Consider the following 26,223-nt stretch of genomic DNA (forward strand, 5'->3'; position numbering starts at 1 on the left):
CCTTGATCGTCGATGGCGATGACAGAAGGATGACGCCTAGAGGAATTCGCGCAGCGTATCGCGAGATTGCAGCGACAGGAACTCGAGCGCCACGCCCTCGGAGAAATGGCGCACCACGCGGCCGCGCATGTTGCCGAGGCGGATCGCGGTGCCGAGCGGCGGCCGGGCCTCGACGTCGACGGCAGCGCCCGACAGCGAAAGGTCCATGATACGGCAGACATAGCGCGTGCCGTCTTCGAGCGTCAGTTCGCTCTTGGTTTCGCGCGGTGTCAGACGGTCGTGGCGGCGGTCTTCCGGCAGGCCTAGCTCATGCTTGTTGGCGAGCCAGGTCAGCTGTGCCGCGAGCTTCTCGCGCTTCCGTTCCGTTGCATTGATCGACATGGTGAAGCCGCGGGCATCGACGGTCTGCACATGGCCTTCGACGCGGCCGAGATGATCGATATAGGCGACGACACGTTCGTTGGCGCGCGGGCGGCCGGGGCAGGTGACGTACATGTCGCCTGGCGACATGTCGATGACCATGCATTCGAACTCTTCGTAGTTCGCAAGCATCAGCCGGCCCTGCATATTGATCGGCACGCGCTGAAAAACACCCTGTTCAGGGCGCGGCGCTCTCTGCGTCTGAGCTTGCTGGAACGAGTGCATGAAAGCGCTTCTTTATAAAATGATATAGTGCGATCTTTACCCGCAACACCTTAACAGAAGGTTGTCTGACGACCTCACATTGCAGCTTCTGGCAAGCATCCGATCTGTATCGTTTCGAGACGCTTCAGCGGGCAGGTGAACCACTGCGGAACGAGGAAACGACGCGCCCCAGAATCGCGCCCAGACCATGCGGTCTTGTGGGTTTGGTGCTCACCTGCCAGCCTGCTTCGGCACTAGCGTCGCCCTGGAAATTCCGCAGCGCGCGGCAGCGGTCGAGCACCAGGAAATCGAGCGGCACGACCTCCAGCCAGCTGGCGACAGTCGTGGCGGCAATCACGCCGAAGAGACGCTCGCAGTGACCGTCATCCGACCGCAGCGGCATCAGCGCGATCTCGAAGGCTGCGCGGTGGCCGGCGGTGCTGTAACCCGTTACGTTGAGCAGTGCCGGCATCGCATGGCGCATGGCGCCGGCCAGCGTGGCTTCGATGGTGTTGCCATATCCTTCGCCGAACAATGCCGAGAAGCTTTCGTCGCGCAGATCCTGGCCGAAAAGATCGGAAATCTTGGCGCCGGCCAGCCTGAAGGTGACCGGGCCTTCGGCGCTGATCTCCAGTATGAAGAGGCTGGGCAGCATGTGACCCAAAGTGGACGGTTCCAGTTCGGATTTCAGCGGCGCGTCCCGGGTGCCGCGCAAACGGTTCCAGTAGTCGTAAACATCGATGATGGTGTGATGACGCACGGTGCACCCAATCTGTTTCATTACAGTCCAGAATCAGGCCGTCATGGCCTGCTTGGGTGTTATCCTGCGGGTTTCATGCCAAGTCGGGCCCGTTAAGGTTAAAGAAGGGTTTCGATTGCCCGTCCCGCCTGTCCGTGGGAGATGTCTTGTCATCGCTTCGGAAACGAAGTTCAGCACGAAAGACTTATCGGGCACGGGGTTATCCCGGGGGACGCTCGGCCGCCGTCCGGTTCTGCCGGACGGCTTTTTTTTTGCCCGACGCTCCTGTAAGGCTGTGGCCTCGAAACATGAGGGTACAGATGGACGAGCAATCGCCGGAGCGGCAGACGAACGGTGAGGAACGGGTGCAGGCCAAGCGCGAACCGGTCTTCAATCTGCCAGGCATTCTCGTTGCAACACTCGCCCTTCTTGCCGCTATCTACGCCGTGCAGACGCTGGTCTTGCCGGATCAGGCGGTCGAGTGGCTGCTCATCACCTTCGGCTTCATTCCCGCGCGCTACGTGATTCCACTGTCGGAACAGGGGTTGCAGTGGCTGTGGAGCCCGGTGACCTATTCGCTGCTGCACGGAAGCATCGAGCATATCCTGTTCAACGGGCTGTGGCTGATGGCCTTCGGCGCGCCGGTGATCCGGCGGATCGGTATCGGCCGTTATCTGACCTTCTGGTTCCTCTCGTCGATTGCTTCGGCAGCGTTGCATGCCGCATTGAACTGGGGCGATCCGACGCTGCTGATCGGCGCGTCCGGCGTGATTTCAGGCCTGATGGGTGCGGCCTGCCGGTTTGCCTTTCCCGCCGATGCGCGTCCGGGCTGGCCGGCGCATCTCAATCCCCGGCTTTCGATCGCGCAGACGTTCCGCAGCCGCACGGTGATCGCCTTCACATTGTTCTGGCTGTTCGGCAACGCGCTGATCGCCGTCGGCGTGCCGCTGATCGGCGACGGTAGCCAAGCGATCGCCTGGGACGCCCATATCGGCGGTTTCGTCTTCGGCTTCTTCCTGTTTCCGCTGTTCGACCGTGCACTACCGCCTTCGGACGAAGGTCAGGACGAGCCGTCCGTATTGCAATCCTGATCGTTGAAGTGCACCATTCCAACTGATCCGCGTTGGGAGGAGAGACCGTCGCGGATGCCTGTGATCCAGTAAAGTGTATCCACTTACGACATAGGAGGTTGCTGATGTCCAACACAGTAAAAGCCATACTCGACCTGAAGGGCCGCGACGTCGTGACGGCTGGTCCGAACACCACCGTTGCCGAAGCCGCCAAGGTTCTCAGCCAGAAAAAGATCGGCGCGATCGTCATCGTCGGCGTGCAGGGCAAGATTTCCGGGATATTTACCGAACGCGACGTCGTTCATGCGATCGCCAAATCCGGCAAGGACTGTCTCGATCAGCCGGTCGCCTCGATGATGACCTCGAAAGTGTTCCGCTGCCACGAGGATTCGACCGTCAACGAACTGATGGAGCTGATGACCAGCAAGCGCTTCAGGCATGTGCCGGTGGAGAGCAACGGCAAGCTCAGCGGCATCATTTCGATCGGTGACGTGGTGAAGACCCGCATTGCGGCGGTCGAGCGCGAGGCCGAAGAGATCAAGGCCTATATCGCAGGATAGGCACGCCGCCGGCCATCACGCGTGGCCGGCAAAAGCTTCCTGCATTCGCTTCAGTTCGGGAAGCCTCAACGAGGCTTCCTGGTAACCGCGCTCGATTGCCTCGCCGGCGCGATGGAACTCCGAAAGCCCGATATCGCTCAGCCGCGGATGCAGCGAGATATCAGGCGGGTCGCCCGCCAGGCGCGCGCGCGAAATCCTGTCCTGAATGATGTTGAAGGCCTGCACCATCACGCCGGTCATTCCGAGACGAGTATAGGGTGTTTCCTCGCGCTTCTGCATTTCCTGCACTGTCAGTCCGGCATTGTGCTTGACGACGGCGGAGCGGCCGAAGAGGTCGTAGTTGAGGTTCACGGCACAGACGAGCGGCTGTTCATAGCTGCGGCAGACGGAGACCGGCACCGGATTGACGAGGGCGCCATCGACCAGTGTCCGGTTGTTGCTGCGGATCGGCTCGAAAATGCCGGGCAGGGCGTAGGAAGCGCGCAGCGCCGTGATCAGCGAACCATTGGAGATCCAGACCTCGTGACCGGTATTGACCTCCGCCGCGACGGCGACGAACGGGCGGTCGAGATCCTCGATATTCAGGCCTTCCAGATGCTCGGCCATGCGCTTCGTCAGCCGCATGCCGCCGAACAGGCCGCTGCCGCCGATCGTCAGATCAAGCAGGCTGGCGATGCGGCGCATGGTGAGCGAACGGGCGAATTCTTCGAGTTCGTCGAGCTTTCCGGCAAGATAGCAGCCGCCGACGAGAGCACCGATCGAGGTGCCGGCGATCATGCCGATCTCGATGCCGGCTTCATCCAACGCTCGCAACACGCCGATATGGGCCCAGCCACGCGCGGCGCCGCCGCCGAGCGCGAGAGCGATCTTGGCTTTCTTCTGTGGTGGTGGGGAGATCGTAGGAACTGTCATATCGGGCAATGTGGAAGACGAACCGGAATCGGATTGGCCAGCTTCAGAGCCCTGACGGTGCAAACTCCAGTTCAGCATGGCGTGCCTCCTCCCGGCAGAACACTCTGTGTTTTCGAAGTGTGTTCCTCTTCCCTTTCCAAATCGTATATAGAGGGCTGATCTGTCCCTATAAGAGGCAAATGCCGCCGTTTTCCGCTATTTCTTATAGACGTCAGCGGGATCGAAATGGCGCTCGTCATCGACGATGTCGAGCATCGGCTTTCCATCCTGCAACGATACGGTCCGGTAGAAGCATGAACGCCGGCCAGTATGGCATGTCGCATCGTGACCGGCGACCTCTACTTTCAGCCAGATGGCATCCTGATCGCAATCGGTACGGATCTCCCTGACCGTTTGGATATTGCCCGACGTTTCACCCTTCATCCACAGCTTGCCACGCGAACGGCTGAAATAGTGCGCCTTGCCTGTCTGGATGGTGAGCGCCAGAGCCTGCGCGTTCATATGTGCGACCATCAGGAGCTCGCCGTCCTGAACGTCGGTCACGATCGCAGTGATCAAGCCGCGATCATCGAAGCGCGGGGTGAAATCCCCCGCGTCCTCGAGCTCGGACTTGTCGTCAGAAGGCGCATTGAAGGCGAATGGCGTCATCGATCGGCTCTCTTTATGGAGCCGGTATCAGCGGCCCCGTACCATGGACATGAATCGCGCCTGGTCGGCAGGTTCGGACTTGAAGGTCCCAGTAAAGGTTGTCGTCAATGTGGTCGAACCCTGCTTCTGCACACCGCGCATGGCCATGCACATATGTTCGGCTTCGATCATGACCGCGACACCGCGCGGACGCAACGTTTCATCGATCGACTTGGCGATCTGCGCCGTCATGGTTTCCTGCGTCTGCAGGCGCCGGCCGAAGATTTCGACGACACGGGCGATCTTCGACAGGCCGAGGACCTTGCCGTCAGGCATATAGGCGACATGCGCCTTGCCGATGATCGGCACCATGTGGTGTTCGCAATGCGAGAAGAATGGAATGTCCTTGACGAGGACCATGTCATCGTAGCCGGCAACCTCTTCAAAGGTGCGGCCGAGCACGTCCTCGGCATCCATATCATAGCCGGCAAAGAGTTCGCGATAGGCCTTGGCCACGCGCGAGGGGGTGTCGAGCAGGCCTTCACGCGCCGGATCTTCGCCAGCCCAGCGCAGCAGCGTGCGGACGGCGTCTTCGGCTTCTTTCTGGCTCGGGCGGTTGGAATCGCGGCTGTTCTGCGGAAAATTCTTTACGATGGCGTCCATACTGTTCAAGTCTCCTGATCCGCTCGAATGCGGATCGTCTTTCGGACTCGCCAACTGGTATCCCCTGTCAGGAATGTTGCACCTTTGGCAGGCTCCGGGGCTTTCAGGGCGTCGCCCATCCGGCACGGTTTCCCAATCAATCTTACCGGAGGCCATTGCTTTTTCATGGCCCTCGAACGACATACATATAGGAAGACAGCGTCTTCATGTAAGTATGCTAACACGAGACGGTGCGTTTTTTGTTTAAGATACAATGACCACCGAATGAGCCGGTCCACAGCGATCTGGGGCGGAGTTGACCATGGACGAGATCTACAACAGCAAAATCCTGGAATTTGCCGGCAATATCGCGCGCATCGGCAGCCTCGAAGATGCCGATGCCAGCGCCCAGGCGCATTCGAAATTGTGTGGTTCGAAGGTGAAGATCTGGCTGAAAATGGATGGCGATACAGTCAGCGATTTCGCCCATGACGTCAAAGCCTGTGCGCTCGGCCAGGCGTCCTCGTCGGTCATGGCCCGCCATGTCATTGGCGCCACCGCAGGCGAGTTGCGCAAGGCGCGCCAGGATATGCTCGACATGCTGAAGGCCGATGGCGAAGGCCCCGAGGGCCGCTTCGAAGAGATGCGCTATCTGCGTCCCGTCAAGGATTACAAGGCACGGCATGCCTCGACGATGCTGACCTTCGACGCCGTCGTCGATGCCATCGGGCAGATCGAGGCGAAGCGCGCCGAGATGGCGGAAGCCTGAGGCGATGTGCGAGTTCTGCTCCCTGCAGCATGACGACGAGGACGAGGGCGGCGCGGCCGCTGCTCCGCAGAAGGCCAGACGCTTCTCCCGCAACTACGCGGGCGCTTTCCCGAAAACGCCCGGCAGGCTCGCAGGCATGGGCTTCATCCGGCTCTACCAGCTGACACTCTCCGGTTTCATCGGCAATTCCTGCCGTCATATCCCGACCTGCTCCGAATATGGCTATGAGGCCGTCGCCCGTCATGGGCTGTGGCCCGGCGGGTGGATGACGCTGTTTCGCGTCGGGCGCTGCGGGCCGGGTGGCACGAGCGGGCTCGATCCGGTGCCGGAACGGCTGGAACGGCGATTCCATTGGTGGACACCCTGGCGCTATCTCGCGTTCGGCCGGAAAGCCGCGTGACCGTCTACGTCGCCTTGCTGCACAGCATTGTTCTGGCCCCCGGTCGCCGGGTGGTGATGTCCGACCTGCGCGACATGGCCTCGGCCCTCGGCTACCGCAATCCACGCACACTTGTCTCGACCGGCAATATCATCTTCGAAGCACCGGAGTCGTCTACCGGTAATATCGAGAAGAAGCTGGAGGCGGCGTTCATCGAGAAGTTCGGCAAGCCGGTCGACATCATCGTCCGCACCGGCAAGAGCTGGGAGCGGCTGGCACGGTCCAATCCGTTTCCTGATGGCGAGGGCAGCCAGGTGATCGTTCGCGTCATGCGTAGGCCGCTCGATATCTCGGCACTCGACAAGCTGAAGGCCTATGCCGACCCCAGCCAGCGTCTGGCGCTCGTCGATGGCGATCTGTGGATCGATTTCGCCGGCAAGCCCAGCGAATGGAAGCTGCTTTCGGCGCTGACCACCAAGCGTATGGGGGCGGGCACGCTGCGCAACTGGAACACCGTCCGCGGTCTGGCCGAGATGCTCTGACGGGCCCTGCTTTTTCTTTACTAACAGGCCAAATCCGATTATCAGGCGGCAGCGCTTTGCGTACGGACGCAGCGCTTCATTGCAACCACCCGCATTCGTTGGCGGGACTGGACAAGGAGAATATCGATATGTCCCAATCCGTTTCCCTGACTTTCCCTGATGGCAATGTGCGCGATTTCGCATCCGGTACGACCGGGCGCGAAGTTGCCGAATCCATTTCCAAGTCGCTTGCCAAGAAGTCCGTCGCCATTGCGATCGACGACGTCGTGCGCGACCTTTCCGATCCCGTTGTTACGGGCAAGATCGAGATCATCACCCGCAATGACGAGCGCGCGCTGGAACTCATCCGCCACGACGCAGCGCACGTCATGGCCGAAGCCGTGCAGGAGCTCTGGCCCGGCACGCAGGTCACCATCGGTCCGGTGATCGAGAACGGCTTCTATTACGACTTCGCCAAGAACGAGCCCTTCACGCCCGACGATCTGCCGAAGATCGAAAAGAAGATGAAGGAAATCATCGCCCGCAATGCGCCCTTCACCAAGCAGGTGTGGTCGCGCGAGAAGGCGAAGGAAGTCTTTGCCGCCAAGGGCGAGCAGTACAAGGTCGAGCTCGTCGATGCGATCCCTGAAGGACAGGATCTGAAGATCTACAATCAGGGCGAATGGTTCGACCTGTGCCGCGGTCCGCATATGGCCTCAACCGGCCAGATCGGCAACGCCTTCAAGCTGATGAAGGTTGCCGGCGCCTATTGGCGCGGTGACAGCAACAACGCCATGCTCTCTCGCATCTACGGCACGGCTTTCGCCGAGCAGTCAGAGCTCGACAACTACCTGCATATTCTGGCCGAAGCCGAGAAGCGCGATCACCGCAAGCTTGGCCGCGAGATGGACCTGTTCCATTTCCAGGAAGAGGGCCCGGGCGTCGTGTTCTGGCATGGCAAGGGCTGGCGCATGTTCCAGACCTTGACCGCCTACATGCGCCGCCGCCTCGCCGGTACCTATGAAGAGGTCAACGCACCGCAGGTCCTCGATGCTTCGCTCTGGGAGACCTCTGGTCACTGGGGTTGGTATCAGGAGAACATGTTCGCGGTGAAGTCGGCCTATGCCTTCACGCATCCTGAAGACAAGGAAGCCGACAACCGCATCTTCGCGCTGAAGCCGATGAACTGCCCGGGTCACGTGCAGATCTTCAAGCATGGCCTGAAATCCTATCGCGAGCTGCCGATCCGTCTTGCCGAATTCGGCAACGTGCATCGCTACGAGGCGTCTGGTGCGCTGCACGGGCTGATGCGCGTCCGCGGCTTCACGCAGGACGATGCGCATGTGTTCTGCACCGACGAGCAGATGGCTTCGGAATGCCTCAGGATCAACGACCTGATCCTCTCGGTTTACGAGGACTTCGGCTTCAAGGAGATCGTCGTCAAGCTCTCGACCCGCCCCGAAAAGCGCGTTGGCACCGATGCCCTCTGGGATCGCGCCGAAAGCGTGATGATGGACGTGCTGAAGACGATCGAGGAGCAGTCCGAGGGACGGATCAAGACCGGCATTCTGCCGGGCGAAGGCGCTTTCTACGGGCCGAAGTTCGAATATACGCTGAAGGACGCCATCGGCCGTGAATGGCAGTGCGGTACGACGCAGGTGGATTTCAACCTGCCGGAGCGTTTCGGCGCCTTCTATATCGACAGCAATTCGGAGAAGACGCAGCCGGTGATGATCCATCGCGCCATCTGCGGCTCGATGGAACGCTTCCTCGGTATCCTGATCGAGAACTTCGCCGGCCACATGCCGCTGTGGATCGCACCGCAGCAGATCGTCGTCGCGACGATCACGTCGGAAGCCGACGGCTACGGCGCCGAAGTTGCCGAAGCGCTGCGCGAAGCCGGTCTGAACGTTTCGACCGACTTCCGTAACGAGAAGATCAACTACAAGGTCCGAGAACATTCCGTTACGAAAGTTCCGGTGATCATCGTCTGTGGCAAGAAGGAATCCGAAGAGCGGACGGTCAACATCCGCCGCCTCGGCAGCCAGGAGCAGACCTCGATGACGCTCGATGCGGCGATCGAAAGCCTGACCTGGGAAGCGACGCCGCCGGATGTTCGCCGCAAGATCGAGGCGAAGAAAGCCAAGGCCGCCTGAGCCTATCCGGGTGAATGCAAGCATGCAAAGGGGCGGCGCTCGATCGAGCGCCGCCCCTTTGAATTTCATGGATCAAATTCCGAGGACGGTTACGCTTGGCGGCGTGAAATCCTTGATCCCCAGTTTCGGGTAATCGCATTTGCGGTCAAACTTGGCCTTCGATACCGTCCGCATGCATTTCGGGTCGGTCTTGAAGGCATATCCGGGCAAACTGACGTACTTGACACTCGGCGCACAGAGCGCGAGCGCGATACACATCGTCAATGCCGCGCAGATGGTCCGCATGGGACACCTCCTTCGTTCGGCATGACTTCTCGATACGGAACCCCTCCGCACGCCCGACAATCGCATGTCCACCTTCAGGCTTCCATTCGCCTAATCGGATGCGGATGCTCTGCGCGCGGGCTATGCGCCGGTCATCGGGATGGGCGAGGGGAATGCTCCGTTCAGAGGAGGGGAGCGGCCAATCAGTCCGCGTCTGCGCCGTCCGATCCGCTGTTCGGAACCAGCTGGTCGTAGGACGGCAGCGGCGCTTGCGCCGATTTCTGCGGCGGCTCACCGGCCGCAGAGGGCTGCGGCTCAGGCTGGACGGTCGTTGCAGCGCTGTCCGGCTCCTGTGGCTGGACGTCCTTCATCAGCACTTCGACATCGGTGTTCTTGCCAGCTTCGACCTTGAAGTCGCGCTGGTAGATCTTGTCCTTGTTGCGGGCGACCGCGGAATACTCGCCTTCGGCAAGCACCATGGTCGGGAAGGCGCTGACGCTTTCGCCGACGCTGTCGCCCGCCGCCGTCAGGATCGACCATGCGGTGTCGGCGATTGCCTCGCCACCGGCGTCGGAGACGAGCTTGAAGGTTATCTGTGCCGCGCGGTGCTGGATCGTCGCTTCCGTCAGTTTGCCAGCCTCGATCTGGATGTCCGCGCGGATGACGGCATTGACGTCGCCATATTCGGAGACGACGTGATAGGTCCCGGCATTCAGGCGAACGACGGTATTGGGCGATACATCGGCCATGACGAGGCCACGCTCGCCGTCGTCACGGACTTCGGAAGAATAGATCGAGAAGCTCAGCTGATCCGGGCGGATGCGGACGTCGGAACCGGATACCGCATTCAACAGCAGACCACCGGCATCGAGCACCATGACCTGCTTATCGACCGCGCCGCTCTCGGGCACGTTGACCTTCTTGGTGACGCCGGCGCGCCCGAAGGAGACATTGACGAAATAGTCACCGGGCGCCAGCTGGAACGCGGCAGAACCGCCCTTGGCGCTGGCAATCAGCGGCAGCTTGCCGTCGGCACCGGCGATCGGGCTGAAGACGTACCAGGAAAGGCCGTCTTCCACCGGCTGTCCGTCCGCGGTCAGTTTTGCCTCCATCGGCACTTCATGCAGAAGCGCGCCCGGCGGCGTCGTGCCGGGGGCGATGAAAGCGTTCAGCTTCGGCATCTTGGCCGTGGTGTCGAGCTGCTTGAAGTCCTTGAATGCATCCTGCGCGCCTGCCGAAAACGGCGAGGAGATCACCAGTGCAAGCGCAAGGGCTATCCGCGCAAGGGGCAAAATGCCGGTCATGAGTTTCCTGGACCGATTGACTTTAGAAATCACAGGGGCCACTTCAAGACCAACCCGATGGCAAATTCAAGACCCATCCCCGTTACAGTCCTGAAATTGAAAGTTTCTCCCGCATGAAATCCGATATCAAGCTGATCGATTACCTCAACGTGCGCCGTTCCATTCCTGCGTTCCAGATGTGCGAGCCGGGTCCCGGCAAAGCCGAAATCGAGGAAATCCTTCGCCTGTCGTCGCGCGTTCCCGACCACGGCAAGCTCGCGCCATGGCGCTTCATCGTCTATCGCGGCGAAGAGCGCGTACGGATCGGCGAGGAATTGCTGAAGCTCGCCCTCGAGGCCAAGCCCGAGCTGTCGGAGGAGATGATCCAGGTCGAGCGCACCCGCTTCACCCGGGCGCCTGTCGTCGTCGCAGTCGTCAGCAAGGCCGGGCCGCATTTCAAGATCCCGGAATGGGAGCAGGTGATGTCGGCGGGTGCGCTGTGCCTCAACGTCATCTTCTCCGCCAATGCGCATGGCTGGGTGGCGAACTGGCTGACAGAGTGGTTCGCTTTCGACGAACGCGCCTATCCGCTGCTCGGCGTGCAGCCGGGTGAGAAGGTTGCAGGCTTCATCCATATGGGGTCGTCTGAATTTCCGCCGGTCGAGCGGCCGCGGCCGGAACTGACGGAAACCGTCACCTGGGTCGGTGGAGAGAACTGATGTTCTACCGGACGGACGCCAACAAGCATGGCCTGGCGCATGATCCCTTCAAGGCGATCGTGTCGCCGCGGCCGATCGGCTGGATCGGGACAAAGGGGACGGATGGTTCGCTGAATCTCGGCCCCTATTCCTTCTTCAATGCGATCTCGGACCGTCCGAAGCTGGTGATGTTCTCCTCCAGCGGCCGCAAGCACAGCTACAAGAATGCCGCCGATACCGGCGTCTTCACCTGCAATTTCGTCAGCCGCCATCTGGTCGAGCACATGAATGTGTCATCGGCGGCCGTGCCCTACGGAACCAACGAGTTCGAGCTAGCGGGGCTGACGGCGCGGCAGGGCGAGATCGTCGACGCACCCTATGTCGCGGAAGCCTTTGCGGTTCTGGAATGCAAGGTGACCGAAATCATTGAGCCGAAGGGGCTGTCCGGCGAGCCGTCCGAGAATGTCATGGTGCTCGGCGAGGTGGTCGGCATCCATATCGACGAGACGATCATCCGCGAAGGCCGCCTGGACATGTCGATCGCCCGGCCGGTGGCCCGCATGGGATATATGGACTACGCGGAAGGCAGCGATGTCTTCGAAATGATGCGGCCGAAGACGCCCTGATGCGCTTGTGCCCTGCGCATAGGGGTTAATGAATATGGTGAACCAATCATAAACCATTTGCCGGTAGCGTTATCAGAACAAGAGGAGCGTGAAGGAATCACGTTCCGCAGGTTGGGGCGTAATGGTGATTGTAGAGGCATTCCTTCGCTGGGTCGAAACCGCCAAGTCCGGAGACCGGGCACGAGCGGCCAGCGCCCTTGGCCGGGCCTATCTGCAATCCGAGATGCAGCCGGAAGAGCGCAAGGCCGCCGAGATGGCGATGACCTTCCTGCTCGACGATCCATCGCCTAAAGTCCGCCTCGCTCTCGCGGAAGCCATCGCCTGGTCGGATGAGGCACCGCGCTCGCTGATCCTGGCGTTGGCCGAAGATCAGCCCGAAATTGCCTGCCATGCCGTTACCTGCTCGCCGCTGCTGACCGATGCCGATCTCGTGGATCTCGCAGGACGGGGCAGCGAGGTGACGCGGATGCTGATCGCAGCGCGCAGCAGCTTGTCGCGCGCCGTCTCTGCGGCGCTTGTCGAGATCGGTGGCGAGGAGGACGTGCTCTGCCTGCTTGAAAACGAGGGCGCCTCGATTGCACCGCATTCGCTGAAGCGTATCGCCGAAAGGCTCGGTGGCTGCTGCGATATCCGCAATCTGCTGCTCGATCGCGACAGTTTGCCGGCCGATGCCCGCCAGCTTCTGACGCAGCATGTCAGCGATGCGCTGGTAGCGCTGCCGCTCGTCCAGGCCGCGATCGGCTTCAACCGTTTGCAGCGGATCAGCCGCGAAGCGACGCAGTCTGCCGTCGTGTCGATCGCCGGCGAAATTCAGCCGCGCGAGATCGACGACCTCGTGGAGCATCTGCGCGTCCACGGCCATCTGACGCCATCCTTCCTGATGCATGCGCTGTGCTCGGGAAAGGTCGATTTCTTCGCAGGCGCCGTCGTCAACCTGACGGGCTGCAGCGAAAAACGGGTCCGCTCGATCCTGGCGACTGGCCGCATGCATGCGGTTCGCGCGCTGTACGAGACAGCCGGTTTGACGCGTGAAATCAGCACGATCTTCGTCGAGGCGACGTTGTTGTGGCGCGAGGCTTCGCGCAAGGCTTCGGCAACGATGCTTTCGACGATCTGCGGCCGGCTGCTTGAACGCTTCCGCCATCACGGCGCCCATGACGCCGTCAAGGAACTGCTCGACATGGTCGAGAAGCTGCATATTGCCGAGCAGCGCCAGTCGGCGCGCGCCTATGCCTCGCAGGCGGCGCTTGTCGCAGCCTAGTGGCTAAAGCGCTGAGCGACCCAGGAATATCCGTTTGAAACGAAATGCACCGGCTTGACGAGCGTCTGCTTGATGTCGTCACCGGTTGGCAGCCCGGCACGGACGCGCTCGGCAGCCCGCACAGCATAGGCGCGAATGCCGGTTGGCTGCGGTTGTTCGACGGCTGGAGCCGTTGCTGTTGCCTGCGCTTCAAGCTTTGCTGTCTCGGGAGCGGCTACGGGCTTAGGTTCCTCGCAGACGGCGATCACCGTCGGATACTTGGCGTTGGTAAAACCCTTCAGCTGCTTTTCCGACTCGGCATCGCACATTGCTACCGTCTGCCAATGCTTGTCGACCGTCGCCACGTAATTGCACTGGGTGACGGAATCGTTGCACCCGAAGATGGTCATGGCGATGAGGACGGCTTGCATATCCGGGATCCCTGGCTATTGAAACTGATGATCTTAGACGTCGCAATTCCAACGGAATAAAGGCGGTTACATTACCATCTCTTCATGCAAGCCGACCGGGAAAGCAGAAGCCATGTTCGTGACCATCACCCTCGAAACGCCGCGCCAGCCTGAAATCATACGCCTGCTCGACATGTCGGATGCCTATGCGGCTTCGCTCTATCCGTCGGAGAGCAACCATCTCGTCGATCTCTCGACGCTGGAGCAGCCTTCGGTGAGCTTCTTCATCGCGCGTAACGACGGTGTGGCCGTCGGCTGCGCAGCTCTTGTCGAAGCGGGCGATGGCACGGCGGAGATCAAGCGCATGTTCGTCGATCCCGAGGCGCGCGGCCTTAGGGCAGCGAGCCGGCTGATGGACAAGCTCGAGGAGCAGGCAACGAAGAGCGGACTAAAGGCGATCAGGCTTGAAACCGGCATCTACCAGCCCGAGGCGATCTGCCTTTACCGCAAGTACGGTTATGTCGAGATCGAGCCTTTCGGCTCATACCAGCCGGATCCGCTCAGTCTGTTCATGGAAAAGCGGCTCGGCTGATCAGCCCTCGGCTGCCGCGCGCTGCGATGGCGGCGCCTGCTCGTCGATGATGATTTCGGGTCCGGTGCCGCCCTGATCGGCGGTGCGGACCTCGTGCATCCACTCACGCCAGATCGCGACGAGCAGCGCCATCAGCACCGGGCCGATGAACAGGCCGAGGAAGCCCATGGTCTTCACGCCGCCGACGAGACCGAAAAATGTCGGCAGGAAGGGGAGCTTGATCGGACCGCCGACGAGCTTTGGGCGCAGGGTCTTGTCGACGATAAAGAGCTCGACACTGCCCCAGATGAAAAGTCCGGCACCGGCGACGTGTGAGCCGCTGGCGACCAGATAGATCGACACCAGCGTGAAGGAGAGCGGCGCGCCGCCAGGGATCAGCGCCATGATGCCGGTGAGGACGCCAAGCGTCACCGGCGAGGGGACGCCGGCGATCCAGTAGGCAATGCCAAGAACGATGCCTTCGCCGATGGCGATCAGCGTCATGCCCATGACGGTCGAGCTGATTGTCGCCGGCACAACCCTGGAAATGCGCTCCCAGCGGTTCGGCAGGATACGCTCGCCGAGCATGTCGATCTGTTTCGAGAAGGACGCGCCGTCGCGATAGACGAAAAACAGGGCGATCAGCATGAAGAGCAGCGTCAGCAGCAGGTGGAAGGACGCGCCACCGGCAGCAAGGACCGCACGGTAGATATTGCCGATATTGGCACCGCTGACGGCCTGGATGACCTCACCCATCGAGCCCGGCGTGCCGATATATTTCGTCCAGAGCTCATCGATATAGGGGCCGGCGAAGGGCAGGGCGAGGATCCATTGCGGCGTCGGCGCGCCCATCCGGTTGGCGCGGATCGCCCAGGCGACCCATTCGCGCACTTCGCCCGTCGTATAGGTAATGGCAAAGACGATCGGAATGATCAGAAAGGTGACGATCAGGATAATCGCTATCGTCGCCGCAACGGTGGTGTTGCCGCCGACGCGGGCGAGCAGCTTGCGATAAAGCGGCCAGCTGGCAAAGCCGATGACGAGAGCGGCCAGAACCGGGACGACAAAGCCGTAGAAGAAATAAACGCCAGCGGCGACAATCAGGATCAGAAGCCAGCGGGCAGCTGAAATCGAGGGAATGAGAGGCGTGCGGGCATGTGCGGAGGGACCAAGCCACCGCGGCTCGCCTGGCAGTTTGTTTTTATTCGAGAGGCTCACGTCGTTCCCTGCTTTTCTTCTCAACCACGGATATGGGCCATCGTGCCACCGGACGCAAGCATTTCGGCCAGGAAATGCCAGTTGCTCCGGCAGCGCCAAGGACCATGCTGCGGTTGGCATAGCGCTTTGTGCTGAAGCCAGTGTGACGGCAATTTCCTGCCAGAGTGTTGACCGTCAGCGAAAAGATGATGCGCGCCGCTCAACGAGAAATCGCAAAGGATGGCAGAACGCCAAACGAAAACAGCGCGGCGGAGCAAATCCGTCACACTGTTTCAAAACTCTCTTGGCGACTGCCTCTTAGATATCGAGGTTTTCGGCGAAAGCGGCCCGATCCTGGATAAAGCGGAAGCGGGCTTCCGGCTTGGTGCCCATGAGATCGTCGACAGCCGTCCGGGTGCCCTCGAAATCGATCTCATCGATCAGCACGCGCAGCAATGTGCGCTTGCTCGGATCCATGGTCGTTTCCTTGAGCTGGGCGGGCAGCATTTCGCCGAGACCTTTGAACCGGCTGATCTCGACCTTCGACTTGCCCTTGAATTCCTTCTCCATCAGCTCGGCGCGGTGTCTGTCGTCGCGCGCATAGGCCGATTTCGCACCCTGCGTCAGCTTGTAGAGTGGCGGAACGGCAAGGAAGAGGTGACCGCCACGCACGAGCTCCGGCATCTCCTGATAGAAAAAGGTGATAAGCAGCGAGGCAATATGTGCGCCGTCGACGTCGGCATCGGTCATGACGATGATGCGTTCGTAGCGGAGGTCTTCCTCGCGGTATTTCGAGCGGGTGCCGCAGCCGAGCGCCTGGACAAGATCGGAAAGCTGCTGGTTGGCACCGAGCTTTTCACGCCCGGCGCTGGCGACGTTGAGGATCTTGCCGCGCAGCGGCAGGATCGCCTGATTCGATCGGTTGCGCGCCTGCTTGGCGGAGCCACCTGCCGAGTCACCCTCGACGATGAAGAGTTCTGCGCCGGCAGCGGTGTTCTGCGAGCAATCGGCGAGCTTGCCGGGCAGGCGCAGCTTGCGCACAGCCGTCTTGCGGTTGACTTCCTTTTCCTTGCGGCGGCGAAGGCGCTCTTCAGCGCGTTCGATCACCCAGTCGAGCAGCTTGGCTGTCTCGTTGGGATTGTCGGCGAGGTAGTGGTCAAAGGGGTCGCGCAGCGCGTTTTCGACGATGCGCTGGGCCTCGACGGTGGCGAGCTTGTCCTTCGTCTGGCCGACGAACTCAGGCTCACGGATGAAGATCGACAGCATGCCGACCGCGGAGATCATCACATCATCGGTGGTGATCTGCGCGGCACGCTTGTTCTGCGTCAGCTCGCCATAGGCCTTCAGACCCTTGGTCAGAGCAATGCGCAGTCCGGCCTCGTGCGTACCGCCTTCTGGCGTCGGAATGGTGTTGCAATAGGAATGAAGCTGGGGATCGCCGCCATACCAGGTGATCGCCCATTCCATAGAGCCGTGGCCGCTGGCCTTCTCGGTCTTGCCGGCAAAGATCTCGCGGGTGACGGTGAATTCCTTGCCCATCGTTGCCTGAAGATAATCCTTCAGGCCGCCCGGGAAGTGGAAGACAGCCTTGTCAGGGACTTCCGAACCCTCGGGCAGAATGCCGTCATCGCAGCTCCAACGGATTTCGACGCCGCCGAAGAGATAGGCTTTAGACCGCGCCATGCGGAACACGCGGCCCGCGTCGAACTTGGCATGATCGCCGAAGATCTGCGGATCCGGATGGAAGCGGACGCGGGTGCCGCGCCGGTTATGAACGTCGCCGAGTTCCTCGAGGCCACCCTGCGGCAGGCCGCGCGAAAACCGCTGGCGATAGAGCTTGCGATTGCGGGCGACCTCGACTTCCAGATCGTCGGACAGTGCGTTGACGACCGAGACGCCGACGCCGTGCAGACCGCCCGACGTTTCATAGGCCTTGCCGTCGAACTTGCCGCCGGCATGCAGCTTGGTCATGATCACTTCGAGCGTCGATTTGCCGGGAACCTGCGGATGGTTCTCGACCGGGATACCACGGCCGTTGTCGCTGACCGTCAGATAGCCCTGGATATCGAGATGGACCTCGATGAAATTGGCGTGACCGGCAACGGCCTCGTCCATCGAGTTATCGATGACTTCGGCAAACAGGTGGTGCAATGCCTTCTCGTCAGTGCCGCCGATATACATGCCTGGACGCATGCGCACCGGCTCAAGGCCTTCGAGAACGCGGATCGACGAGGCGCCGTAATCATCCGATGTGGATGAGGCGGGGCCGGGGCGGGCGGAAGCGGCGGGTGCTGCCACGACGGGCTTTTCCGCAGGCGCAGCCGGCTTTGCTGGCTCCTCCTGCTTAGGCGCGAGGGGCATTCCGGCGAAGAGGTCGTTGCTGTCATCCATGGAATCGTTCAGATCTTCAATCCTGTTTGGGCAGCCCGTCCGCATGGGCTGGACCCAAAATCACCGCATTTGATGTCACGTTTGCGAATCAGGCAGATTTTGCCAGAAATCGCCTCGTTACGCGACGCCGCCCGATTTGGCGGAATTCTCTAGAATTGGTTTGCGTTGCCGGGCGCGGAATGGCAAGCGGACTTATCTCTGAGGAAAGCGCTCGCATGAAAATGTCCACAAGTCATTGCATGATTGTCACCGCAATTGCGGCCTTTTTGCTGTCCGGCGGGCTGAAGGCCTCGGCAGCCGACGTCCTGCCGCCGTACAAGGACGAGCTGTTTTCGGCACAAACAGTGCTCCAGACTTCCGATAACGGCGCCTTCGAAACGATCAGCTATGACGAGATGCGCGACATCAACGGCCGTGATCAGATCCCGGAACAGCGAGTCCAGCAGAAATACGTGTCGCTTGGCATCCGCAAGCTGCAACAGGAAGAAACGCTCTCGCTCGATGGGCACCGGATCGATGTCACCAGGGTGGGACCGGCTGAAAATGCCGCCTTTACGGTGATCTTCATTCATGGGCGCGACGGGACGCGCCGGCTTGGCGCAAACGATTTCACCTTCGGCGGCAACTTCAACCGGGTGAAGAACCTCGTTGCCGGCAACGGCGGCGTCTACTACTCACCGACCGTCAAGACCTTCGACAGCGATGGCGTTGCCAACATCGTTGAACTGATCCGTTACGCCAGCGAGAAGTCGGGCGGCAAGCCTGTCATTCTGACCTGCGCCTCGATGGGCAGCCAGATCTGCTGGGGCGTGACGCGGGATGCAGCGAGCGTCAAGCGGCTGAAGGGCATGCTGATCATGAGCGGGGTCACCGATCCGGATTTCACCAAGAGCGCCTTCTACAAGGCCAAGCTGCCGATGTATTTCGCCCATGGCAGCCGCGATCCTGTCTATGCCGCAACCGATCAGCAGGGGCTGTTCGAAACGCTCTACAAGTCCAAGTACCCGACCCGCTTCACGCTCTTCGACACCGGCAATCACGGGACGCCGATCCGCATGATCGACTGGCGCAAGGTGCTGAACTGGATTCTTGCTTCCTAGGCAGTCCAGCGAGCGGATTTTAAGCATTTTGAGCGCTAAAGCGTCTTTTTCCCTTACGTAAGGGGCGGAAAGCTTTTCATTCGCTGCTGCTTTTGCTAAGGCCGCAGCATACCGGAAAAATGTGGAAGGCTTGGCATGACACCTGACGTGCGTCCGCTCGTGGCGGGGAACTGGAAAATGAACGGTACCCGCGACTCTCTCGACCAGATCAAGGCGATCTCGGAAGGTGTCAAAGGCCCGCTCTCCTCGAAGGTCGAAGCGCTGATCTGCCCGCCGGCCACGCTGCTCTACGTGGCAACAGCGCTCTGCACCGACAGCCCGCTGGCGATCGGCGCGCAGGATTGCCATCAGAAGCCGTCCGGCGCCCATACCGGTGACATATCGGCGGAAATGATCGCCGATTGCTTCGGTACTTACGTCATCGTTGGTCACTCCGAGCGTCGCACGGACCATGCCGAGACCGACCATCTGGTGCGCGCCAAGGCCGAGGCTGCATTCGCTGCCGACCTGACCGCCATCATCTGCATCGGCGAGACCGCCGACGAGCGCAAGGCCGGTCAGACGCTCGATATCATCAAGCGTCAGCTTTCCGCCTCGGTGCCTGACACCGCGACGGCCGAAAACACCGTGATCGCCTATGAGCCCGTCTGGGCAATCGGCACCGGTCTGACGCCGACCGTCGATGACGTCGAGAAGGCGCATGCCTTTATGCGCAGCGAGCTGACGGCCCGTTTCGGCGCCGAGGGCAAGAAGGTTCGCATCCTCTATGGCGGGTCGGTCAAGCCGTCCAACGCCAAGGAGCTGATGGGTGTCGCCAATGTCGATGGCGCATTGATTGGCGGCGCGAGCTTGAAAGCGGCAGATTTCCTCGCCATCTACGGCGCATACACGGAACTCACTGCCTAAATCTCAGCTAAGGGCTTGGAATAGGCGATTGCCTCATGTAAAGAGCGCCAGATTTTATTGGATGCCCGCCTTGCGGGCAGGACTGGACCCATGCAGACCGTATTGATTGTCATCCACCTCATGATCGTGCTGGCGCTTGTCGGCGTCGTGCTTATCCAGCGTTCGGAAGGCGGCGGCCTCGGCATCGGCGGCGGTTCCGGCTTCATGTCGGCGCGCGGCACGGCCAATGCGCTGACCCGCACGACCGCGATCCTGGCGACGCTGTTCTTCATCACGTCGCTCGGCCTCGGCATCCTGACGCGTTACCAGGGCAATCCGACGGATATCCTGAACCGCATTCCGGCAACGAGTGGCGCCGGCAACGGCATTCTCGATTCGCTGGGTGGCGGCGCGGCCAAGCCTCCGGCCAATCAGCCTGCCAGCAACGGCGTTCCGAACGGCGCAGCTGCTCCGGCTCCTGCAGCACCCGCGGCTCCGGCCCCAGCTGCATCCGCGCCTGCTGCAACGGCTCCGGCACCTGCCGCGACGGCTCCCGCCGCCAGCGCACCGGCCGCAGCACCTGCTACTCCCGCCACCCCGGCCCAGCCGGGCGGCGTACCGACCGGACAATAAACCGGTCAGCGAAATAAACCGCCGGCAGGCCCAAGGGTCTGCCGGTTTTCTTTTGTTCAGATTTCAAGCTGGCACCAAAAGTTCTGGAAAAGAATTTTTGGGCTGGTGGAATCGTTTTTGAAAAGGTATCCGGTGACTCCCATGGCGCGATACGTATTCATCACTGGCGGCGTGGTTTCCTCTCTCGGTAAAGGAATTGCGGCCGCGGCTCTCGGAGCGTTGCTGCAGGCCCGTGGATATCGGGTGCGGCTTCGCAAGCTCGACCCCTATTTGAACGTGGACCCGGGCACCATGAGCCCGACCCAGCACGGCGAGGTCTTCGTCACCGACGACGGCGCGGAAACCGATCTCGATCTCGGCCACTACGAGCGCTTCACGGGGCGTTCGGCGACCAAGACCGACAACATCACCACTGGCCGCATCTACAAGAACATCATCGACAAGGAACGCCGCGGCGATTACCTCGGCGCGACCGTCCAGGTCATCCCGCACGTGACGAACGAGATCAAGGATTTCGTCATCGAGGGCAATGACGACTACGATTTCGTCATCTGCGAAATCGGCGGCACGGTCGGCGACATCGAGGCGATGCCGTTCATGGAAGCGATCCGCCAGCTAGGCAACGATCTGCCGCGCGGTACCGCGATCTATGTGCACCTGACGCTGATGCCCTATATTCCGGCAGCCGGCGAGTTGAAGACCAAGCCGACGCAGCATTCCGTCAAGGAACTGCAGGCGCTCGGTATTCATCCCGATATCCTGCTGGTACGCGCCGACCGCGAAATTCCGGAAGCCGAGCGCCGCAAGCTCTCGCTGTTCTGCAACGTTCGCCCGTCCGCCGTCATCCAGGCACTCGACGTTGCTAATATTTACGACGTGCCGATCGCCTACCACAAGGAAGGCCTCGACAACGAAGTGCTGGCCGCTTTCGGCATCGAACCGGCTCCGAAGCCTCGCCTCGATGCCTGGGATGAGGTCTGCAACCGTATCCGCACGCCTGAAGGCGAAGTGACGATCGCGATCGTCGGCAAGTACACCGGCCTCAAGGATGCCTACAAGTCGCTGATCGAGGCGCTGCATCACGGCGGTATCGCCAACCGCGTCAAGGTCAACCTTGAATGGATCGAGTCGGAGATCTTCGAAAAGGAAGATCCGGCACCCTATCTCGAAAAGGTTCACGGCATTCTGGTACCGGGCGGTTTCGGCGAGCGCGGTTCGGAAGGCAAGATCAAGGCGGCGCAGTTCGCCCGCGAACGCAACGTTCCCTATTTCGGTATCTGCTTCGGCATGCAGATGGCAGTCGTAGAGGCCGCTCGTCACCTGGCAGGCATCGAGAAGGCCTCGTCGACCGAATTCGGCAAGACCGAAGAACCGGTCGTCGGCCTGATGACCGAATGGGTCAAGGGCAACGAGCTACAGAAGCGCAATGCGGCCGGCGATCTCGGCGGCACCATGCGTCTCGGCGCCTACAAGGCAGCCCTGAAAAAGGGCACCAAGATCGCCGACATCTATGGCTCAACCGATATTTCCGAGCGCCACCGCCACCGCTACGAAGTCAATGTCGACTACAAGGACCGCCTGGAAAATTGCGGCCTCGTCTTCTCCGGCATGTCGCCCGACGGCGTTCTGCCGGAAACGGTCGAATATCCTGACCATCCGTGGTTCATCGGCGTTCAGTACCACCCGGAACTGAAGTCGCGCCCGCTCGACCCGCACCCGCTCTTCGCCAGCTTCATCGAAGCGGCAACCGAGCAGAGCCGTCTGGTGTGAAATAGCCGGACATTCTTGGTCCGAACAACCGTTCGGGCCAATCCCTGTTCAAAAAGCCTTAGCCTTTAGGTTTTTTAATACTTCGACGATGTCATCGTCTAAATCGAGCTTATCAACGTTGTGGATGCACTTTATGCCGTATCCAAGAATGGACTTATTCTTTTTGTCGGCGTAAAACTTTGACGACAGCTCTTTGAGATACCGAGATTCTGGAATTTGAAAATCTCGATCTGATTTATCCACGCATTTATAGAGCGCATGAGCGACTAGGTCGGCTAGACATAGCGTAAGCATATCTTTTTTTGGTCGAGCGACAATTCGCTCAGCTCTTACATAACGTAAAAATTTTGCGTTCTCATGGATTGGTGTCTTTTGGCATTTCTCAATTAGATTTCGTAGAGATTGGTAATCGAAGTTTCCTTCTTCAAAAATTATTAATACCTCATTTGGATCCAACCCGTATTCTTTTATGAAGCGTCCGATTTTCTCCAGAAGATACTGAGAGCATTTGTTGTAATACATTTTGCTGTTCTCAAGTATCTTCGATTTATAGCCACCTAATGTGCTTTTATCTGAGATGACTCCAAACGCCATAAACTTATTATTGCTAATTTCCCGCGCGTACCGAACTTTGTGAAAGTGGCCTAGGATAGAACAATGGAGATCAGCTTTCTTAAGCAAAACCTTAACGCGATCTAAGTCCGATATTAGCTCGTCTTCGGTTTCTGTTCTGTATATGCAAGCACCTAACGTTAGGTAAGGTGATGCGCCTCCCGAGCTACCTGTCCTTACTTTTGATATGCCAGCCTCGCCACTTTCATCTACTACGACGGTATAGGTTGTCACTCGATCTCCGCTCTAAAATCCACATCAATCAATGATTGCACGCTTAGAGTTTATTTCAAGAGCGCCATTGCTGTTACTCAAGCTCGTCTTCCGACGCGGCTTCCGTTCGCAGGCACTTTTTGCTAAGTATTGCTTCGTCGCCGGTTTCCACCGGCACGAAGCGACCCATGGGGAGATCGTTTGATGAAAACCAACGGCACCGAAAACCACAGCTGAACAAGCCGTGCCGTTCGGGCTGGCATGTTCGGTCCATCATCAAACGACATTTCCTGCCCCATGGAGGGCCTTCATGTTTCGTCGCTTCGAAAAGCTGACCGATCCTTTCCAAACCTATGCCGAAGAGACGCCGCCCGATAGGGTTTGGCCATTCATCTTCAATACTCTGAAACCGCTCCGCCACGTCGCCGCCTCCAGTCTGGCGCTGACCGCCGTCGGCGCGATCCTCGAAGTCTGGCTGATCGGCTATTCTGCCCGGCTGGTCGATATACTGGCGGCAATCCAGCCCGGCGAGCTCTGGGCGCGTCACGGTAGCGAGTTGCTGTTTGCCGCCTTTCTTCTGCTGGTCATCCGCCCGGTTGCCGCGCTGTTCTGCGAAGGACTCGACGACATCGTCTTCAAGCCGAATGCCGTGGCAATGATCCGCTGGCGGGCGCTCCGCCATGTCCAGCGCCAATCCGTCGGCTGGTTCCAGCACGATTTCTCGGGGCGCATCGCTGCACGCGTCCAGGAGATCGGCAACAGCGCAACCGGTGCCGCCTATTGCTTCCTGCACACCATCTTCTACGTCGCGATCTACATCGGCGGGTCAGTCTGGCTGATGGCGTCCGTCGATATCAGACTGATCATTCCGATGCTGGTTTGGGTGGGGCTGTATTTCGCGCTGATGGCCTATGTCATTCCGCGTGTCCGGCTGGCCTCGGAGCGTTTCCAGGAGGCGGACTCGGCCTTGTCCGGCCTGCTGGTCGATACGTTCTCCAACATGGACACGATCAAGCTCTTCTCTCGCCAGCGGGACGAAGACCGCGACAGCAGACAAAATCTGGATGCCGCCCGCCGGGCCTTCATCGCCTCGCAAAAGCTCGAGGTGACGGTTAACAGCAGCATGGTGTTTCTGAGCAGCCTGCTGATGGTCAGCCTGATCGGCTATTCCATCCTGCTCTGGCAAAACGGCAATGCGCCGCTCGGCATGGTCGCTGCTGCACTAGCCCTCGGCTTCCGGATCACCGCCATGGCCGAATGGCTGCTGGATGCCGTTGCCTCGCTGTTCAACCATATGGGTGCCGCACGCGATCAGCTGCGGCTCATCGCACAAGCGGTCGATATCCCGGATGCGCCGAATGCGGGCAAGCTGCGGCTGAACGGCGGGACGCTCAGCTTCGACAATGTCAGTCATCATTACGGCAAGGGGCAGGGTGGCCTGGAGCGTGTCACGCTCAAGGTCGAGGCGGGAGAGAAGGTCGGGCTGGTCGGCCGGTCAGGCGCGGGGAAATCGACGCTGGTCAATCTGGCGCTGCGCTTTTTCGAAGCCGAGAGCGGGCTGATTTGCGTCGACGGCCAGGATATCCGCACCGTTACGCAGGAAAGCCTGCGCAGCCGTTTCAGCATGGTGGCGCAGAATGCGGCGCTGCTGCACCGCTCGGTGCGCGACAACATCGCCTACGGCCGCGAGGACCTGCCGCAGGCGATGATCGAGGCGGCGGCAGCCAAGGCGCATGCCGACAGCTTCATCCCCGGCCTGCGCGATCAGCAAGGCCGTGCCGGCTATGACGCGCATGTCGGCGAACGCGGCGTCAAGCTCTCCGGCGGGCAGCGTCAGCGCATCGCGCTGGCGCGGGCGATCCTGAAGAACGCGCCGATCCTGATCCTTGACGAGGCGACATCGGCGCTCGATTCGGAAGTCGAAGCGGCCATCCAGGATACGCTCTACGGCTTCATGGAGGGCAAGACAGTGATCGCCATCGCCCACCGGCTCTCGACCATCGCCCGGATGGACCGGATCGTTGTGCTGGATCAGGGCCGGATCGTCGAGGAAGGCCGCCACGAGGAGCTGCTGAGACAGGACGGCATCTATGCGCGCCTCTGGTCGCGTCAGTCCGGCGGCTTCCTGGGGCTCGATTCAGGCAATTGAGAAAAGTGGCCCGGCGTCAAGCGCCGGGCCACCCGTCTTATGCCGCTTTCGGCAAGGGACCGACATAGACCGAGCGCGGCCTGATAAGCCGCCCCTGCAGCGCCTGCTCGCGCGCATGGGCAATCCAGCCGACCGTCCGGCCAATGGCGAAGACGCCGGTGAAGGCTTCGCGAGGGAAGCCCAATGTTTCCAGGAGCAGCGCCGTATAGAACTCGACATTGACGTCGAGCGGACGATCCGGCTTGCGCCGCTTGAGGATCGAAAGTGCCGCGCCTTCGACGGCCTCGGCCAGCGCCACGCGGGCGCTATCAACCTGTCCGGTCGCTGTCAGTGGTTTCAGCGCGTTTTTCAGGGCGTCGGCGCGGGGGTCGCGGACGCGGTAGATGCGATGGCCAAAGCCCATCAAGCGCTCGCCCTTGTCGAGCGCATTGCCGAGCCATGTCTCGGCGTTTTCGGCCTGGCCGATGGCGTCGAGCATATCCAGCACCGGCCCCGGCGCGCCGCCGTGCAGCGGGCCCTTGAGGGCACTGATTGCCGCGAGCACTGAGGAAGTGAGACCGGCCTGGGTAGAGGCGATGACGCGCGAGGCGAAGGTCGAGGCATTCAGGCCGTGGTCGGAGATGGTGACCAGATAGGCGTCGAGGGCCGATGTCTGTTCACCGCTCGGAGGCGTGCCGTTGAGCATCTGCAGCATGTCGGCAGACTGGGAAAGCTTTTGATCCGGCGCTATCGGGGCCCGGCCTTTCTGCAGCCGCAGAACTGCAGGGAGGAATACGGCGGATGCAGCCATCAGGCGGATGGCGACTGGGCTGCCTTCGCCATCGGGCAGGCGCGCGAGCAGGGCGCGCATGGCATCGACTGGCGGCAGCGCCAGGATCGTGGCGTCTGCCGCTTCGACATGGCGGAATATATCGGCGCGTGCTTCGCCGAGACGCCGCGTCAGGGAGGCTTCATCGAGCGCTTCGGGCATCAGGCCATCCAGCAGCAGAGTCGCGGTGCGCTCGTAGGTGCTGTCGGCGACGAGATCATCCAGCGAGACGCCGCGGATGATCAGCCGACCAGCTTCGCCATCGACATCCGAGAGCTGCGTTTCTGCCGCGACGACATCTTCAAGACCATTCTTCATCAGTGTTTCTCCTTTACCCGGTAAAGGATCGGGCTTAGATTAGTTGACGTCAATCT

General features: G+C 60.6%; 27 protein-coding genes. 15 read left to right on the forward strand and 12 right to left on the reverse strand.

Features of this window, described 5'->3' with window-relative positions:
* Positions 1 to 36: 36 nt before the first annotated feature.
* Complete coding sequence (locus AB4Z25_RS04035) at positions 37 to 645, reverse strand: PilZ domain-containing protein (RefSeq protein WP_112387334.1); 609 nt, start codon at positions 643 to 645, stop codon at positions 37 to 39.
* Between the two features lie 124 nt (positions 646 to 769).
* Positions 770 to 1,405 (reverse strand): PAS domain-containing protein, encoded by a 636-nt coding sequence (locus AB4Z25_RS04040; protein WP_310299848.1) that lies wholly within the window; start codon positions 1,403 to 1,405, stop codon positions 770 to 772.
* Positions 1,406 to 1,683: 278 nt separating this feature from the next.
* On the opposite strand from AB4Z25_RS04040, the gene AB4Z25_RS04045 reads away from it, so the two are divergent.
* Together AB4Z25_RS04045 and AB4Z25_RS04050 are read left to right on the forward strand one after the other, a co-directional pair.
* Positions 1,684 to 2,454 (forward strand): rhomboid family intramembrane serine protease, encoded by a 771-nt coding sequence (locus tag AB4Z25_RS04045; protein WP_112539182.1) that lies wholly within the window; start codon positions 1,684 to 1,686, stop codon positions 2,452 to 2,454.
* A gap of 104 nt (positions 2,455 to 2,558) precedes the next feature.
* Positions 2,559 to 2,993 carry a CBS domain-containing protein gene (locus AB4Z25_RS04050; RefSeq protein ID WP_112387337.1) on the forward strand — a complete coding sequence of 145 codons (435 nt, stop codon included), beginning with the start codon at positions 2,559 to 2,561 and terminating at the stop codon, positions 2,991 to 2,993.
* Positions 2,994 to 3,008: 15 nt separating this feature from the next.
* Here AB4Z25_RS04050 and AB4Z25_RS04055 read toward each other — a convergent pair whose 3' ends face one another.
* The 3 genes from AB4Z25_RS04055 to folE all read right to left on the reverse strand — a co-directional run bounded on the left by AB4Z25_RS04055 (position 3,009) and on the right by folE (position 5,195).
* Positions 3,009 to 3,983, reverse strand: coding sequence for a patatin-like phospholipase family protein (locus tag AB4Z25_RS04055; protein WP_112387338.1), 975 nt, complete (start codon positions 3,981 to 3,983; stop codon positions 3,009 to 3,011).
* A gap of 117 nt (positions 3,984 to 4,100) precedes the next feature.
* On the reverse strand, positions 4,101 to 4,553 hold the full coding sequence (hisI, locus tag AB4Z25_RS04060) for a phosphoribosyl-AMP cyclohydrolase (RefSeq protein WP_112387339.1): 453 nt from the start codon (positions 4,551 to 4,553) through the stop codon (positions 4,101 to 4,103).
* A 27-nt stretch (positions 4,554 to 4,580) separates the two neighbouring features.
* On the reverse strand, positions 4,581 to 5,195 hold the full coding sequence (folE, locus tag AB4Z25_RS04065) for a GTP cyclohydrolase I FolE (protein WP_112387340.1): 615 nt from the start codon (positions 5,193 to 5,195) through the stop codon (positions 4,581 to 4,583).
* Positions 5,196 to 5,496: 301 nt separating this feature from the next.
* On the opposite strand from folE, the gene AB4Z25_RS04070 reads away from it, so the two are divergent.
* The 4 genes from AB4Z25_RS04070 to thrS all read left to right on the forward strand — a co-directional run bounded on the left by AB4Z25_RS04070 (position 5,497) and on the right by thrS (position 8,999).
* On the forward strand, positions 5,497 to 5,943 hold the full coding sequence (locus tag AB4Z25_RS04070) for an iron-sulfur cluster assembly scaffold protein (RefSeq protein WP_112539181.1): 447 nt from the start codon (positions 5,497 to 5,499) through the stop codon (positions 5,941 to 5,943).
* Between the two features lie 4 nt (positions 5,944 to 5,947).
* Positions 5,948 to 6,343: a membrane protein insertion efficiency factor YidD gene (yidD, locus tag AB4Z25_RS04075; RefSeq protein ID WP_112539180.1), complete on the forward strand. Its 396-nt coding sequence runs from the start codon at positions 5,948 to 5,950 to the stop codon at positions 6,341 to 6,343.
* Entirely contained in the window at positions 6,340 to 6,864 is a 525-nt protein-coding gene (locus tag AB4Z25_RS04080) for a DUF1697 domain-containing protein (RefSeq protein WP_112539179.1), read from the forward strand. Before yidD ends, AB4Z25_RS04080 begins: the two co-directional genes overlap by 4 nt.
* 128 nt (positions 6,865 to 6,992) lie before the next feature.
* Complete coding sequence (thrS, locus tag AB4Z25_RS04085) at positions 6,993 to 8,999, forward strand: threonine--tRNA ligase (RefSeq protein ID WP_112539178.1); 2,007 nt, start codon at positions 6,993 to 6,995, stop codon at positions 8,997 to 8,999.
* Between the two features lie 72 nt (positions 9,000 to 9,071).
* On the opposite strand, the gene AB4Z25_RS04090 is transcribed toward thrS, so the two are convergent.
* Both AB4Z25_RS04090 and AB4Z25_RS04095 read right to left on the reverse strand, forming a co-directional pair.
* A complete protein-coding gene (locus AB4Z25_RS04090) occupies positions 9,072 to 9,284 on the reverse strand; it encodes a hypothetical protein (RefSeq protein WP_112387345.1) in 213 nt (70 codons plus the stop codon).
* Positions 9,285 to 9,466: 182 nt separating this feature from the next.
* Entirely contained in the window at positions 9,467 to 10,567 is a 1,101-nt protein-coding gene (locus AB4Z25_RS04095; RefSeq protein ID WP_112518319.1) for a hypothetical protein, read from the reverse strand.
* Positions 10,568 to 10,680: 113 nt separating this feature from the next.
* On the opposite strand from AB4Z25_RS04095, the gene AB4Z25_RS04100 reads away from it, so the two are divergent.
* The 3 genes from AB4Z25_RS04100 to AB4Z25_RS04110 all read left to right on the forward strand — a co-directional run bounded on the left by AB4Z25_RS04100 (position 10,681) and on the right by AB4Z25_RS04110 (position 13,131).
* On the forward strand, positions 10,681 to 11,265 hold the full coding sequence (locus AB4Z25_RS04100) for a nitroreductase family protein (RefSeq protein ID WP_112539177.1): 585 nt from the start codon (positions 10,681 to 10,683) through the stop codon (positions 11,263 to 11,265).
* A complete protein-coding gene (locus tag AB4Z25_RS04105; RefSeq protein WP_112518321.1) occupies positions 11,265 to 11,870 on the forward strand; it encodes a flavin reductase family protein in 606 nt (201 codons plus the stop codon). The genes AB4Z25_RS04100 and AB4Z25_RS04105 overlap by 1 nt, the downstream gene beginning before the upstream one ends.
* Before the next feature lie 121 nt (positions 11,871 to 11,991).
* Positions 11,992 to 13,131: a DUF2336 domain-containing protein gene (locus AB4Z25_RS04110; RefSeq protein ID WP_112539176.1), complete on the forward strand. Its 1,140-nt coding sequence runs from the start codon at positions 11,992 to 11,994 to the stop codon at positions 13,129 to 13,131.
* Here the strand turns inward: AB4Z25_RS04110 and AB4Z25_RS04115 are convergent.
* Positions 13,128 to 13,541, reverse strand: a complete 414-nt coding sequence (locus AB4Z25_RS04115; RefSeq protein WP_112539175.1) for a hypothetical protein — start codon at positions 13,539 to 13,541, stop codon at positions 13,128 to 13,130. The genes AB4Z25_RS04110 and AB4Z25_RS04115 overlap by 4 nt on opposite strands.
* A 112-nt stretch (positions 13,542 to 13,653) precedes the next feature.
* Here AB4Z25_RS04115 and AB4Z25_RS04120 point away from each other — a divergent pair, with 112 nt between their 5' ends.
* Positions 13,654 to 14,112 (forward strand): GNAT family N-acetyltransferase, encoded by a 459-nt coding sequence (locus AB4Z25_RS04120; protein ID WP_112539174.1) that lies wholly within the window; start codon positions 13,654 to 13,656, stop codon positions 14,110 to 14,112.
* Here the strand turns inward: AB4Z25_RS04120 and AB4Z25_RS04125 are convergent, their stop codons facing one another.
* Both AB4Z25_RS04125 and parE read right to left on the reverse strand, forming a co-directional pair.
* Positions 14,113 to 15,309 (reverse strand): AI-2E family transporter, encoded by a 1,197-nt coding sequence (locus AB4Z25_RS04125; protein WP_112539173.1) that lies wholly within the window; start codon positions 15,307 to 15,309, stop codon positions 14,113 to 14,115.
* 297 nt (positions 15,310 to 15,606) lie between these two features.
* On the reverse strand, positions 15,607 to 17,679 hold the full coding sequence (gene parE / locus AB4Z25_RS04130; protein ID WP_112539172.1) for a DNA topoisomerase IV subunit B: 2,073 nt from the start codon (positions 17,677 to 17,679) through the stop codon (positions 15,607 to 15,609).
* 215 nt (positions 17,680 to 17,894) lie between these two features.
* On the opposite strand from parE, the gene AB4Z25_RS04135 reads away from it, so the two are divergent.
* The 4 genes from AB4Z25_RS04135 (at position 17,895) to AB4Z25_RS04150 (ending at position 22,067) form a co-directional block, all read left to right on the forward strand.
* On the forward strand, positions 17,895 to 18,779 hold the full coding sequence (locus AB4Z25_RS04135; RefSeq protein WP_112539171.1) for a dienelactone hydrolase family protein: 885 nt from the start codon (positions 17,895 to 17,897) through the stop codon (positions 18,777 to 18,779).
* Between the two features lie 135 nt (positions 18,780 to 18,914).
* Positions 18,915 to 19,685, forward strand: a complete 771-nt coding sequence (gene tpiA, locus AB4Z25_RS04140; RefSeq protein WP_112518508.1) for a triose-phosphate isomerase — start codon at positions 18,915 to 18,917, stop codon at positions 19,683 to 19,685.
* A gap of 90 nt (positions 19,686 to 19,775) precedes the next feature.
* Positions 19,776 to 20,297, forward strand: coding sequence for a preprotein translocase subunit SecG (gene secG / locus AB4Z25_RS04145; protein ID WP_112539170.1), 522 nt, complete (start codon positions 19,776 to 19,778; stop codon positions 20,295 to 20,297).
* Positions 20,298 to 20,438: 141 nt separating this feature from the next.
* Positions 20,439 to 22,067, forward strand: a complete 1,629-nt coding sequence (locus AB4Z25_RS04150) for a CTP synthase (protein WP_112539169.1) — start codon at positions 20,439 to 20,441, stop codon at positions 22,065 to 22,067.
* A gap of 48 nt (positions 22,068 to 22,115) precedes the next feature.
* On the opposite strand, the gene AB4Z25_RS04155 is transcribed toward AB4Z25_RS04150, so the two are convergent.
* Positions 22,116 to 22,913: a DUF3800 domain-containing protein gene (locus AB4Z25_RS04155; protein ID WP_112539168.1), complete on the reverse strand. Its 798-nt coding sequence runs from the start codon at positions 22,911 to 22,913 to the stop codon at positions 22,116 to 22,118.
* Between the two features lie 289 nt (positions 22,914 to 23,202).
* Between AB4Z25_RS04155 and AB4Z25_RS04160 the strand changes: the two genes are divergently transcribed.
* Positions 23,203 to 25,041 carry an ABC transporter ATP-binding protein gene (locus tag AB4Z25_RS04160; protein ID WP_112539167.1) on the forward strand — a complete coding sequence of 613 codons (1,839 nt, stop codon included), beginning with the start codon at positions 23,203 to 23,205 and terminating at the stop codon, positions 25,039 to 25,041.
* Between the two features lie 37 nt (positions 25,042 to 25,078).
* On the opposite strand, the gene AB4Z25_RS04165 is transcribed toward AB4Z25_RS04160, so the two are convergent.
* The gene (locus AB4Z25_RS04165) at positions 25,079 to 26,167 is read right to left on the reverse strand and encodes a citrate synthase/methylcitrate synthase (protein WP_112539166.1); all 1,089 of its coding nucleotides are present in this window, start codon (positions 26,165 to 26,167) and stop codon (positions 25,079 to 25,081) included.
* Positions 26,168 to 26,223 lie beyond the last annotated feature (56 nt).

Origin of the sequence: Rhizobium sp. RAF36 (assembly GCF_052114105.1) — a bacterium.
Classification (GTDB): domain Bacteria; phylum Pseudomonadota; class Alphaproteobacteria; order Rhizobiales; family Rhizobiaceae; genus Rhizobium.